The 13523-nt window shown below is 35.8% G+C and carries 14 protein-coding genes; 3 read left to right on the top strand and 11 right to left on the bottom strand.

The genetic code is table 11. The features are described 5' to 3' along the window. Positions 1–79: 79 nt before the first annotated feature. The 5 genes from rpoN to IW15_RS21890 form a co-directional block, all read right to left on the bottom strand. Positions 80–1543 (bottom strand): RNA polymerase factor sigma-54, encoded by a 1464-nt coding sequence (gene rpoN / locus IW15_RS05840; RefSeq protein ID WP_034710000.1) that lies wholly within the window; start codon positions 1541–1543, stop codon positions 80–82. A 158-nt stretch (positions 1544–1701) separates the two neighbouring features. Further along, a complete protein-coding gene (gene asnS, locus IW15_RS05835) occupies positions 1702–3150 on the bottom strand; it encodes an asparagine--tRNA ligase (protein WP_034709999.1) in 1449 nt (482 codons plus the stop codon). A gap of 288 nt (positions 3151–3438) precedes the next feature. Then, complete coding sequence (locus IW15_RS05830; RefSeq protein WP_034709998.1) at positions 3439–4038, bottom strand: CDP-alcohol phosphatidyltransferase family protein; 600 nt, start codon at positions 4036–4038, stop codon at positions 3439–3441. Next, positions 4035–4673 (bottom strand): hypothetical protein, encoded by a 639-nt coding sequence (locus tag IW15_RS05825; RefSeq protein ID WP_034709997.1) that lies wholly within the window; start codon positions 4671–4673, stop codon positions 4035–4037. The genes IW15_RS05830 and IW15_RS05825 overlap by 4 nt, the downstream gene beginning before the upstream one ends. Positions 4674–4684: 11 nt before the next feature. Further along, positions 4685–5149 carry a hypothetical protein gene (locus tag IW15_RS21890; protein ID WP_051881789.1) on the bottom strand — a complete coding sequence of 155 codons (465 nt, stop codon included), beginning with the start codon at positions 5147–5149 and terminating at the stop codon, positions 4685–4687. Between the two features lie 96 nt (positions 5150–5245). On the opposite strand from IW15_RS21890, the gene IW15_RS05815 reads away from it, so the two are divergent. The 3 genes from IW15_RS05815 (at position 5246) to IW15_RS05805 (ending at position 8694) form a co-directional block, all read left to right on the top strand. Then, a complete protein-coding gene (locus IW15_RS05815; RefSeq protein ID WP_034709996.1) occupies positions 5246–6175 on the top strand; it encodes a helix-turn-helix domain-containing protein in 930 nt (309 codons plus the stop codon). After that, positions 6172–6975 carry a helix-turn-helix domain-containing protein gene (locus tag IW15_RS05810; protein WP_034709993.1) on the top strand — a complete coding sequence of 268 codons (804 nt, stop codon included), beginning with the start codon at positions 6172–6174 and terminating at the stop codon, positions 6973–6975. Before IW15_RS05815 ends, IW15_RS05810 begins: the two co-directional genes overlap by 4 nt. A gap of 72 nt (positions 6976–7047) precedes the next feature. Beyond that, positions 7048–8694, top strand: coding sequence for a serine hydrolase domain-containing protein (locus IW15_RS05805; protein ID WP_034709992.1), 1647 nt, complete (start codon positions 7048–7050; stop codon positions 8692–8694). A 317-nt stretch (positions 8695–9011) separates the two neighbouring features. Here the strand turns inward: IW15_RS05805 and rimM are convergent, their stop codons facing one another. From rimM to IW15_RS05775, 6 genes are all read right to left on the bottom strand, one after another. Further along, positions 9012–9554, bottom strand: a complete 543-nt coding sequence (gene rimM, locus IW15_RS05800) for a ribosome maturation factor RimM (RefSeq protein ID WP_034709991.1) — start codon at positions 9552–9554, stop codon at positions 9012–9014. An 11-nt stretch (positions 9555–9565) separates the two neighbouring features. Beyond that, positions 9566–10132 carry a 30S ribosomal protein S16 gene (locus tag IW15_RS05795; protein ID WP_034709990.1) on the bottom strand — a complete coding sequence of 189 codons (567 nt, stop codon included), beginning with the start codon at positions 10130–10132 and terminating at the stop codon, positions 9566–9568. A 111-nt stretch (positions 10133–10243) separates the two neighbouring features. Beyond that, positions 10244–11551, bottom strand: a complete 1308-nt coding sequence (locus tag IW15_RS05790) for a cryptochrome/photolyase family protein (RefSeq protein WP_034709989.1) — start codon at positions 11549–11551, stop codon at positions 10244–10246. A gap of 22 nt (positions 11552–11573) precedes the next feature. Further along, complete coding sequence (locus tag IW15_RS05785; protein ID WP_034709988.1) at positions 11574–12086, bottom strand: nitroreductase family protein; 513 nt, start codon at positions 12084–12086, stop codon at positions 11574–11576. A 38-nt stretch (positions 12087–12124) separates the two neighbouring features. Next, complete coding sequence (locus IW15_RS05780; protein WP_034710288.1) at positions 12125–12763, bottom strand: DoxX family membrane protein; 639 nt, start codon at positions 12761–12763, stop codon at positions 12125–12127. A 127-nt stretch (positions 12764–12890) separates the two neighbouring features. After that, positions 12891–13340 (bottom strand): hypothetical protein, encoded by a 450-nt coding sequence (locus IW15_RS05775; protein ID WP_034709986.1) that lies wholly within the window; start codon positions 13338–13340, stop codon positions 12891–12893. Positions 13341–13523: the final 183 nt, after the last annotated feature.

Genomic DNA, 13523 nt, shown 5'->3' with positions numbered 1-13523 from the left:
CTTTTACAATATAACTTAATAAAAATGCCCAATTACTAATTAATTGGGCATTTTAAATATTCTAAATAATAAACGTTTATTATAATTCTTTTCTTAATCGTGCAACCGGAATATTAAGCTGTTCTCTATACTTTGCAATCGTTCTTCTTGCAATATTATAGCCTTGTTCTTTTAAGATCACTACCAATGCATCATCGGTAAGCGGCTTTCTTTTATTTTCCTTGCTGATGACTTCCTGAAGATGATTTTTAATCTCTTTGGTAGAAACCTCTTCTCCATCATCATTCGTCAGACTATCTGAGAATAAGTCTTTAAGATAAATAATTCCATTTGGAGTATCTGCATACTTACTTTTCACTACCCTTGAAATGGTAGAGATATCAAAGCCAGTAATATCAGCAATATCCTTCAGAATCATTGGTTTCAACGACTTTTCATCACCCGTGATAAAATAATTCTTCTGGAATTTTACAATGGCATTAATGGTCTGTAACAACGTATTCTGACGTTGGTTAATGGCATCAATATACCATTTTGCAGCATCCAGTTTTTGCTTGATAAATAAAGCAGCCTGTTTATGATCAGCTGATTTTTTATCATGCGAATATGTCGTTAAAATATCTTTATATTCTTCAGAAACTCTTAAAGTAGGTGCGTTTTTGCTGTTCAGCATTGGAATAACGATTCCATCCTTCACCTGAATCACAAAATCCGGGATAATTTCCTGATTGATTGTAATCGTTTGAGTATCAAAATTACCTCCTACTTTCGGAGACAATTTGGAAATTTCATCCAAAGCATCTTTAAGATCTTCTTCTTCGATATCGTATTTCTGGATGATCTTGTTGTAATGCTTGTTGGTCAATGCATCAAACTGATGTCTCAGGATATTTGCAGCTAAAGAAACCGCTTTATCAGAACTCACCTTTTTTTCGATCTGCAGCAACAGACATTCCTGAAGGCCTCTTGCGCCTACTCCCGGCGGATCAAGCTTCTGAACATAGTTTTCCAGCACATCATCTACTCTTTCCTTGGTCGTATAAATTCCCTGGGAAAAAGCCAGATCATCAACGATAGATTTGATTTCTCTTCTCAAATATCCGTCTGTATCAAGGTTTCCGATAAGATATTCAGCAATTTTCACATCTTCCTCATTGATATTGGCAAGATGGATCTGCTCCATCAGATAGTCATATAAAGACTGTCCTTCTGTTAAAAGGCTTTCATTATCGAATTCTTCGTCATCCGCAGAATAGTTGCTGGATGCAGTTTTATAGTTAGGTTCGTCGTCGTAGAGATAATCATTGACATCAAAATCTGTTTCAATGCTTTCTGTTCCTTCATCCTGATATGCTTCTTCTAGGGAAGAATAATCATCTTCCTTAGACTCTTCTTTTGCAATCTCCAACGCAGGATTCTCTTCTAACTCTCTCTCTAACTCTTCTTCAAATTCCAGCGTATGAAGCTGAATAAGCTTCATCAATTGGATCTGCTGTGGTGCCAGCTTCTGTCCTAATTTGAGTTGTAAGTGTTGTTTAAGCATATTAATATGTGTGTTTTAACATAACATAGTCTACGAATTTAATAAATTTATTCGAGAAAAAATATATTTAGCATGATTTTTGCATTATACTTATCAACATAATAAGCTATTAAAGCATAAAAAAAGCCTTAAATTAAAATTTAAGGCTTTTTATTTATCTAAAACTCAGCATTCTTCGGTGTTCTAGGGAAAGGAATCACATCTCTGATGTTTGTCATTCCTGTTACAAAAAGAACCAGTCTTTCTAACCCCAATCCGAATCCTGCATGAGGTACTGAACCAAATTTTCGGGTATCAAGATACCACCAAAGTTCGTGCTCATCTACATGCATGTCTGCCATTTTCTGTTTTAATACATCCAATCTGGCTTCTCTTTCAGAACCGCCGATGATTTCACCGATTCCAGGGAAAAGAACATCCATTGCTGCAACAGTTTTGTTGTCATCATTCAGCTTCATGTAGAATGCTTTGATTTCTTTTGGATAATCAAACAATACTACCGGACTTTCAAAATGTTTTTCTACAAGATATCTTTCATGTTCAGACTGAAGATCGGTTCCCCATTCTTCAATCGGATACTGGAATTTTCCTTTTTTATTTTCTTTTGAGTTTAATAAAATCTCGATGGCTTCTGTATAACTTACACGTTTGAATCGTTTAGCAATTACATTCTGAAGCTTTTCAATAAGACCTTCTTTTGCTCTTTCTTTTTCAGGTTTTGTTTTTTGCTCTTCCTCTAAACGCTTATCAAGGAATTCCAGATCATCTTTACAGTGGTCAAGTACGTACTGGATTACATATTTAAGGAAATCCTCTGCAAGGTCAATGTTATCTTCAAGGTTATTAAACGCTACTTCAGGTTCAATCATCCAGAATTCTGCCAGGTGACGTGTTGTGTTGGAATTTTCAGCACGGAAAGTAGGTCCGAATGTATAAATTCTTCCCAATCCCATTGCTGCCGTTTCTCCTTCCAACTGTCCTGAAACCGTTAAGTTCGTTTTCTTACCAAAAAAGTCCTGTGCAAAATCAATTTCACCTTCTTCAGTTCTTGGAATTGCATTCAGATCAAAGTTGGTTACTCCAAACATTTCCCCTGCTCCTTCCGCATCAGCACCCGTAATAACCGGTGTGTTGATATAGAAGAACTGGTTTTGGTTGAAGAAAGAATGCACTGCAAAACTTAAAGCGTGACGAATTCTGAAAACAGCTCCAAATACATTGGTTCTGAATCTTAAATGCGCCTGCTCACGAAGTTTTTCCAAGCTGTGCTTTTTAGGCTGAAGAATGGTATTCTGCAACTCTTCCGTAAAGTTATCTCCTAAAATAATGATCTTTTTAGCAACAATCTCCACGGTTTGTCCTGCTCCCTGACTTTCTACTACTTCACCTACAATTTTAAGGGAAGAAGCAGTACTGATTTTACTGATAATTTCTTTATCGAAATTTTCGAAATCAACAACAATCTGCAAATTATTAATTGTAGAACCATCATTAAGGGCAATAAAGCGATTGGCACGGAAGGATCTTACCCAACCGTAAACAGTAATGTCATGATGTAATACCTTTTTGTAATCCTGTAGGATTTCTTTAATTGTTTGCTTTTTCATTTGTTGACTATAAATTTTTGTATAAAAATTAACGTCTGCAAAGTTACAAAAAAACAGCGCAATTTGAATATCACGCTGTGTTTTTACAAAATCATTTATCAATTATTTAACGAATAACTATGCTTAAAATAGTATTTAAGTTAAGTTCAGATAGATTAAGGTAGCTGGAAGGAGGAAGAGGGAAGTTATTGTTTTCATCTATAATTTCTAAGAATCATTAAAAGAACAAAAATCTTTTCGTTCTCAATAACTTCCTTCTCCAAGCTCCAAGCTTCCATCTCTTATTTTTTAATTAAAGAATATGGTCTTTTTTCTCTGCTTTCCATGTCTGATTTTCCATGCATGATAACTGCTTGGGACATCAAACTGCCATTTCGGGAGTATTAAAACAATCAGGATTACATCAATATGAGAAACAAGTCCTAATCCTATGGTGAGGTAAAAAGCCCAGCCCACTTCCTGAAATCCTATTAAATATGTAAATGCAATCAGTAAACTCAATCCCCACATTTTCGATATAAATGCATGGGTACACGTTTCTTTTCCGAATTTCCAGATGCTTATTACGTAGCAAAGAGCTTCCATAATGAAGAGTAAAAGAATTCCCGGCCATTCATTTTTAATTAATTCAGCATTCAGAAAATAGGACGCAAATCCTAGCGAAAGCCAGAAAATAAGATCGGTCTGACTGTCCAGTCTTCTTAATTTTTCTGAGGAAACACCAACTTTTCGTGCAATAATTCCATCGAAGATATCGGTTAATAATCCAAAATACATTAAGGCTACAATTAAAAATCTTGATTCAATGCCCTTGAAACACGCTAATAACAAAATGATTGGAGCAAGGATAAACCTGATTCCAATAAGCAGATAGGGTAACTTTTTCATAACTTTTTATTTTTAAAATTCCAGTTGATCAAAGGCATTTTTCTTTTTCCATTTTCATTCCAAAAGCCAATCTGTATTCCCCTTGAATCCTTGCAGATATTAATCAAAGCCAGCTGAATGCCTCTGCACTTTTGACTTACATTCGCAAAAGTGGAAACCGCCACTCCTTTTGTGGTATGATGAAAATTGTACAGTGGTGAAATCGCAATTCCGTTGATCACCGAAGGGGCACTTATATTACTGGATAAACTCAATTCCAATCCATTGGTAACTGTAGGCTCCATATTGACAATAGATAGTTGCATCCCATTAATTGTATTCATTTTATCGGGTAAAGGTTCTGAGCCAATATCATTAATACCCCAGTTATCAATGGATGTAATATTGACAAGAAATAGTACGGGAAAGAAAATCCCTAAACCATTAAAGCCCAATCCAACCCCATTAACTTTCTTAGGCTGTATTTCCTGATCAATCTCATCATAATATTTAATAAGCATTCCATTTACATTTTTAGTTGCCTTCGAAGGTGAAAAAGCAATAAACTTTGGCTTATCCATAGCATTTAAACTGTCCTGAGCGTTGATGATACATACCATAAAAAAGCTGATCATCATTAAAAATTTTGTTTTCATAATTTTTAATTTTAAAATCCTATTTTTAATTTTCCGTAAACATTATCTTTATGGGTAAGTCTAAACGTAATCCCTGCCGTGAATCCTTGTATTTTCACATTACTGTTGTTATAAGATTTTGAATATCCTATTCCAATATCACAAGAATTAAATAATGATATCCCGACTACAGAATAGGCATGGGAGAAAGAAGAACCCGCCTTAACAAATAAAAGTGTTCCTATATTATAACTCAAATGCAGGTCCGGAATTCCGTGCATTTTACCATGATCGCCTACTACTCCATACCCTGTTCCTAAAAAAAGTTTATCCTGATTTTCACCTCCATCCATCAGAATAAATTCTACCCCTCCACGTAATATATGTTTGCTGGCATAAGAATAATCTATATAATAAATCGGTTGGATCTTTTGTTGTGCCTTCACCTTTAGTGATAAAATCAGGCATGATATGGCAAGAATTATTTTGTGTTTCATTTCCTAAATATTTCTTCAAATTTGAAAAGAATATTCACTTTCTTAAATGTGATAAACCATTAACATTTTGCTTACATTTGTGAAAATCACAAAAGCATGTATCAGGAACTTTTACTTAAGGAAATTCGCAGAAAAATTGGTGACAAATCTTTGAACGATGAGATTGCCAATATTCTGAATATAAGTTATGATGCATCGCATAGAAGAACCTCTCTGAAAGCAAAGTTCAGTTTTGAAGAAGGCTTGGAACTGGCCAAATATTATCAGATTTCTCTCGATCAATTGATCACTTCAGACCAGCAGCTGTTGGTTAGGAAAACTTCAGTGGTAAACGAAACGGAAGATTTACAGTCGTTTTTTCAGAATACGCTCAGTATTTTTGAAAATCTGCCGCTTTCTGATGAGATGACCATTTATTATTCTGCCAAGGATATTCCTTTTTTTTATACGCTTTCAGATACCTTGCTTTCCCGTTTTAAAATCTATGTCTGGATGAACCTGCTTAATGCGAAACAGGTTTTCATTCCCTTTTTGCAGTTTTCACCTCCTCATTTTGAATCAAATACTCAGGAACTCAAGAAAAAATATGAGGCACAAAATATAGTGGAACTGTGGAATGACAGGACTATTTCCAGTATTTTGCAGCAGATTTTATTTTATTATGAAACCGGACTTTTACAAAAAAATGAAGGGGAAATTATTCTGAAAGAGCTAAAAGAGCTTATAGGATATATTGAACAAAAGACAGAGAATGATCCAAAATTTCACTTGTATGAAAATGAGCTCATGCATCTGTCCAATGATATCTTTTTTCATCATCCGCAACAATCCCTTTTTGCCTTACCTGCGAATATGTTTGGATATATTTTGATTAATGATGCAAAAACCTGTAATGAAACGCTGAATTATTTTGAACATCAGATTAAAAATTCCAAATCATTGACGACTTCGGGAAACCGGGACCGAAAAATATTCTTCAATACCATGTATGAACAGATTGAAAATTTAAAGCAAAAACTGCAATGAATACGCTCCGTACCGGTGAATTTTTTGGACAAACCAACGAAAAAATCAATTTTGAGGGGCTGATCATCACGGATACTGAATACACCCATCCGTACGTCGATTGGCATTATCACGAAAATGCCTATTTTACTTTTCTGCTTCAGGGAAATATGGTAGAAGGAAATAAAAAAGAGGTCTACCATTGTCCTTCAGGAACGCTTCTTTACCATCATTGGGAAGACCCGCACTACAACATCAAACCGGAAGGTTTTACCAGAGGATTCCATATTGAAATCTCTGCTGAATGGTTTGAACAGTTTCATGTTTCTAAAAACGCTGTTGAAGGAAGTATACAAATAGAGAATCCAGCCATCAAATTAATGCTATCGAAAATTTTTAAAGAAACAAAAATGAACGATCAGACGTTTGAATTGTCTGTTCAGCATCTATTATTAAATGTATTCAGCCAGTTATCCGCTGACAAAATGATCCCACCGGAAAGGAATCCACGCTGGGTAAAACAGATCAATGAGCTTTTACATGAAAACTTTATGGAGAAAGTAAGCTTAACTGAACTCTCGAAAACTTTGGATATTCATCCGGTACATCTCAGCAGGGATTTTCAAAAATATTTTCATTGTAACCTCGGAGAATATATCAGACAACTCAAAATCAATAAATCGCTGATTCTTCTTCACAATAAAAACACGCCACTGACAGAGATTGCCTTGGAATGCGGTTTTTCAGATCAAAGCCATTTTATACGATCTTTTAAAGAAAATCTAGGGATCACTCCGTTGAAATACCGGAAAATGCGATAAAATATAGATGTTAATTTCATTCTATTTTTATCCGTAAAAACAGTGTAGTTTTACAAGCATTATAAGATCACCATGAAATTTTCACTTTTATCATTCCTGTTTTTCACATTTGGAACCTTTTATGCTCAGAAGAATATCGGAGAACCGGAGAAAATCGACAATTCCATTCAGAAAAAACATCTTCACACGGTTGTTTTTTTAGATAAAGCCGTGGCGCTGGAAAATCTAAAGGAAACTGATTTTCTTACCCATGCTGTACTCCAGGAGGATAAAGATTTTGGGATCAGGGTTTTTATGGATAATTCTCTGGTTAATTATTTGCATGAGCTTGAGCCTTCTTTAACGGCTGATGAATTGATACAAAAAGGAAATTACCAGTTCTCTTTTTATGTGGACGGAAAATTGATCTATCTTGAAAATCTGAATACAGGCGCAGGAACACCGGAGCAGAAAAAACTGAAAACCACCTTTAGAATTCCACTGTTCAGTTCAAGCAATGAAGATTCCTGGGGAAGGTATTTGTGGATGCGCTTCTATATGGCTCATAACGGAATTGATGCACTTACAGAAGGAAATCACAATCTAAAAATAGAGATCAGACCTTACATCAATACCAATTCTTTAAAAACTGGCAGGGTGATTGCCACCGGGGAAATTCCTGTAACCGTTCCTAAGAAACAACTTACCGAACAGCAAATTGCTATTCAGCCGATTGCACCGAATAGCGGATGGGAAATTTCTACAGAAAAAATCAATACTGAAAAGATAAAAGCTTTACATCAGAAAATTGCTGAAAACAGATTCAGAGATATCACTGGTATTGTGGTCATTAAAAACAATAAGCTCCTCATAGAAGAGTACTTCAGTAATTCCGGACGTGACAGTTTACAGGATACACGTTCCGTCGGAAAATCTTTTGCTTCTGCCTTAACAGGAATTGCCATTAAAGAAGGTTATTTAAAAAATGAAAATCAAAAACTGGGAGAGTTCTATCATCTAAAAGAATATAAGCATTACACACCCAAGAAAGACAGCGTCACTTTAAAAAGTCTTCTGACAATGAGTTCAGGATTCGAAGGTAATGATGAAGAGGAAACTTCACCCGGAAATGAAGAGAATATGTACCCTACCGATAATTGGGTGAAATTTACCATCGATGTTCCTATGACAGATCAGAAAATTGGCGAAAAATGGAGTTATTTTACAGCCGGAGTGGTCGTTGTAGGGGATGTACTGGATAAAAATATTCCCGGAGGATTGGAAGCCTATGCTGATAAAAAACTATTTAAACCTCTGGGCATCAATACCTATCAGTGGCAATACACCCCGCAGCATAAGATTTCATTGGCGGGAGGATTGAGAATGAATGCATTAGATTTTGCAAAATTCGGACAGTTGTATAAAAATGAAGGAATATGGAATGGCAAAAGACTCATAGATAAAGCCTGGATTAAAAAATCATTCACCAATTATTTTGCTGACAACAAGGATTTTGAAGGCTATGGCTACCTGTTCTGGAGAAAAGTATACAAGGTGGGAAACCGGAATTTTGAGGCGTACCAATGCAGTGGAAATGGTGGCAATAAAATTATTATGTTTACAGAAATTCCTGTAGTAATCGTAATTAGTGCAAAGGCTTACAATAGATCATATGCGCATTCGCAGGCGGAGAAAATAGTTCAGGAGTATTTGCTGCCGGCAATTAATAATGAGCGATAAACAGGATGACAACTCTTCTTTGCAGGGAATGATCTGTTCCTACAACAGTTTCATTTTATTGTAAAAACAATGTGAAAAGGGTGAACTTTTTTAGGGTCACGCAGATTGGGCTGATTAAGCAGATTAAATAGATTCAGTTGTCAGCGTTTGGTATAACCTTTACAACTTGTTGAGCAGTTTATTCCACAGTAAATGACAGGTAACTATTTTTTATACCTTACATTTTGCTATAAAATTTTTATAAAAAGAGAATGAAGAGCACGAATTATTGGCTCCGAAATGAATAGTAAAAAGAAATAATCCTTATGAATAAGGTATTATTCGTCTTTTTTGGAAGGAACCAAGAAGACATCGATAAGTCCTTCGGGAAGCCTCATTTTGATGATTCTTTCTTCACGATCAACTTCTAGAATCCAGTCTTTGATGATAGGAATTACCACTTCTTTTCCATCTAAGTTGGTTACAAAATAAGTTTGTGCCGTCTGATCATTCACAGATCGTATAACACCGCAGTCGTTATCATTTTCATCAAGGATATTGAAACCGATGATCTCATGATAATAGAACTTATTTCCTGAAAGTTTAGGCAGTGTATCAAGCGGCAGGTAAACGTTTTTACCCAATGACTGATCTACTAAAGCCTCGGAAGAATTTTTAAAGGCAAGGTTCAGAGCATCTAATTTACTCCATGATGATTTTGCAATAAAAAATGGAACCAATAATCCGTTGATTTCAACGAATATTGATTCCAATTTATTGTAAAGCTCGGGTTGATCTGTATCTAATTTCAAGATAACATTCCCCGCAAGTCCGTGTCTGCGTGTGATTTTTCCTAAAAAATAGCAATCTTCTATACGCATACAGTTGTTTTTTAAGCTTCAGTGTTTTCTTCAGTTTCAGCAGCAGGAGCTTCTCCTTCAGCAGTTTCAGCAACCACTTCTTCAGCAGGTGCGTTAGCAGCTTCTTCAGCAGCTTTAGCATCAGCTTCAACTTGTGCAGCAGCAGCGATTCTAGCTTCGTTTACTTTAACTTCAGCATCTAAAGCAGCTTTCTTAGCGTCTGCCTGAGATTTAGTTAAACCTTCTACTTTACCTTGTACTTTTTGTTCTTTAGCTTCTAACCAAGCAGCAAATCTTTTTTCAGCTTCAGCCTCGTCAAAAGATCCTTTAGCAACACCACCTTGTAAGTGTTTTTTGTAAAGTACTCCTTTGTAAGAAAGAATAGCTCTTGCAGTATCAGTCGGTTGAGCACCGTTGTTTAACCACTTTACAGCAGAGTCAACGTTCAAATCGATAGTCGCAGGGTTAGTAATTGGGTTGTAAGTACCTAGTTTTTCGATGAATCTACCATCTCTTCTTGCTCTAGCATCTGCAACCACGATGTGGAAAAAAGGCTTACCTTTTTTACCGTGTCTTTGTAATCTGATTTTTACTGACATAATGTTTGAATTTTACGGGAACTCGTCCCAGTTAAATATTTAAGTCTGCAAAGATAGTGAAAATATTTAAAGTTCAAAGCTAAATTTTGCAATGTTTTTCACCTTTAAGGCTTACCTTCCATTATATTCGCCAAGACCCTTCTTATAGGCCTCCAAAGCTCTGTTTCTGGCAAACGCATGATCTACCATTCTCTCTTCAAAAATGGATTTTTCATAGTCAGGATTCCATTTTTTTACGTATTTCAGGTCTTTGTCGAATTTTTTCGTTTGTTCATCCGGGTTAAACACCCTGAAATAAGGCGCCGCATCACAGCCACAACCTGCCGCCCACTGCCAGTTTCCATTGTTTGCAGAAAGGTCATAATCCAAGAGTTTTTTAGCAAAATAGGCTTCTCCCCACCGCCAGTCGATCAACAGGTGTTTGGTAAGAAAACTTGCCACGATCATGCGTACCCTGTTATGCATCTGTCCCGTTTGGTTCAGTTGCCTCATGCCAGCGTCTACAATGGGATATCCGGTTGTTCCCTTGCACCATTTTTCAAATTCTTCTTCATTATTCCGCCACGGAATATTTTCGTATTTTTCTTTGAAACATTTTTTAACCACTTTCGGAAAGTGAAATAGGATCTGCATAAAAAACTCTCTCCAGATCAGTTCATTCAGCCATGTTTCATTATGTTTCAGAGCAAATCTTACGCATGTTCTGATAGAAATTGTTCCAAAACGCAAAGCAATTCCCAAATGAGTGGTTGCATCTAAAGCCGGAAAATCTCTGTTTTTATCATAATGATCAATAATTGCGGACTCCAGTGTTGGAAGTTCAAACTTTAAATCCGTTTTTTCGAATCCTATTTCTTTCAAACTTATAATACTATTGAAATCTGACTGATGAAAGTTCTTATGATTAAGCACCACTGTCTGTATATTTTCGGGGCTAAAGGTCTTCTTCCACTTTTTGGAATAAGGAGTATACACCGTGTAAGGCTCATGATTGTCTTTTGTGACTTCATTTTTTTCAAAAATCACCTGATCTTTATAATCGAAAAAATCAACATTTTTACCATTCAAAAATTCTTTGACCTCAGTATCTCTTTTGACAGCTGCGGGTTCGTAATCACGGTTGCAGTACACCGATTTCACCTTATATTCGGATTCTATCTTTTTGAAAATGTCCAAAGGTTTTCCGTGATACGTTTGAAGGTTGGTTCCGAATTCTTTCAGTTCAGCATTGATTTTTTCCAATGCCTGATGGATATAATCTACCCTTCTGTCATATTTATCTTCCAGCTGATCTAAAATATCAGCATCAAAAATAAAAATCGGAATCACTTGGTATCCCGATTGTAATGCTTCTGATAAGCCGGTATTATATTCCAGCCGCAGGTCTCTGCGAAACCAAAATATTGAAATTTCTTTCATTTTTTTATTCAGTGATATGAGCTTATTCCAAACTTCCGATATAGAATAATCCTAAACATTTCTGGTTTTCTTCAATAGTAAGAGAATCCTTAAGATCATCTACAATTTTTGGGGAACTCCAGTAAGATCCTATATGATTTGCCGTACAGGTAAGATACATATTTTGTACAGCCATAGAAACGGCAGCGATTTCTTCCCATTCCGGAACCATTCCACTGAAATTAACGATAATAGAAACGACAGCATCCGCTTTGTTGATTTTAAAACCAATATCAGTATATTTTTTTTCCAGGAAAAGATGTTCCGGCTGCGATGTTTTATAGATCGTTTGCATTTCCAATGCCAGCTTTGCTTTTTCTTCTCCTTTGAAAATCTTAAAACGCCATGGTTTTGTACGTTTATGGTTGGGGGCAAATGTTGCGGAGTTTACAATTTCTTCGATCATCTCTTGAGAGATTTCAGTATCAGTATAATCTTTTGGAAATATACTTCTTCGCTGTTCTATGATTTCTTTTAAAATGGTTGCTTTATTCATAGTACAAATTTACAACATGGAATTGAATGTGCTTTATATTATACCTGCGTTTTTAAAAGACTTCCTGAATTTTTATATGCTTTATAATTGGTAATGATAAAAGTACCGGCCAATACCAATCCGAATACCAAAGAGAGCCATTGAGTATAGTCTTCTTTTATTGAACTTAGCCATAAAATTGCTATGAATGAAAACGAATAAATACTGCCCGCAATAATCCACAGACGTTCAGGATCAGGAAAAGCCTTAACGGCAGAGTGCTGATTATAGGCAAAAAGCGGATGCAGTTTATGATGATCCCAGACCAGTAAAATGATCACAGCAATCATCATCAGTGAAGTAATGATCCAGGTTCCGGTAAATGAAAGACTGATGGTAATCACCCAAATATTGCTTAATATCGCAAAAAACATCAGTGCGCCAGGTAAAGCGTACCGCTGTGTCATCAGTAAAATGCCTGCCGCCACCTGTGCAAGCCCTAGGAAATTCCAGTAAAATCCTGACTGATATAAAGCTTCAAAGAAATATCCGATAGGATTGTCTGTAGAAACCTGGGTAAATCTTTCTCCCATTACTTTTATAAGTCCCGAAGGCAAAAAGGCAAAACCTACCAGGTAGCGTAAATGAATAATGATCCATTGATTGAATCGATTTGTTCTTAGTTTTTCAAATTGCATGATGTTATAGTTTATAGTAATTTGCATTGCAAGGTACTAAAATAAAACATAAGCTCCAAAACAGGATTCGGAGCTTTTAGATATTATGCGCGTAAAATGTAATAGGATAAGAAACTGAAGAAAGGAATTATAAAACCTCAACGATCTCCTGATGGATATTATTCAAGGTAAAGGCATCACCGCCTTTCATTCCCATCATCTTTTTGGCCATTGGACTTTCGGGAGAAATAGCGTAGAACCGATCCCCCTCAAAAAAGAATTCACCCAATGAAACTGAAATATAAAAACGGGCTTTATTGGTAATGACCAGAGAGCCAAGCTGAATTTTTTCGGTAGCAGCATTTAAGACCCTGGACATATTTCTGTTAAGCTCATTTAATGCTGCGAGCTGGCGCTGCATCTGATAAATCTCCTCCTGCATTTCTTCTCTCATGCTGTCATATTTCGGAGTTTTTTTGATGTCGCGGCTTGCTTCTAAAGTAAATTCAATAAAATTTTTAAGTTTGGTGATCTTTTCGGCAATCACGCCTTTTACAAAGTTTCTTATATCATTTTTCTCAAATACGGTCTTCTCCATACATCTAATCTTTACATAAAGATAATATTTTTTAAAATAATAATGATCTTTTCGTTTTTCAAAAAACTAATCATCCGCAGAATTTTAAACTTATTTTCGCTTGGCAGTAAATGTTATTTTGGAAATGAGGATTATATCTACTTCACAGATAAAAAAACAGCCTTGTAAAAATTACAAGGCTGT

It is taken from the genome of Chryseobacterium soli (genome assembly GCF_000737705.1).
Lineage (GTDB): Bacteria > Bacteroidota > Bacteroidia > Flavobacteriales > Weeksellaceae > Chryseobacterium > Chryseobacterium soli.
Note: the sequence above shows the minus strand (reverse complement) of the source record. Positions and strands in the feature narration are given on the sequence as shown.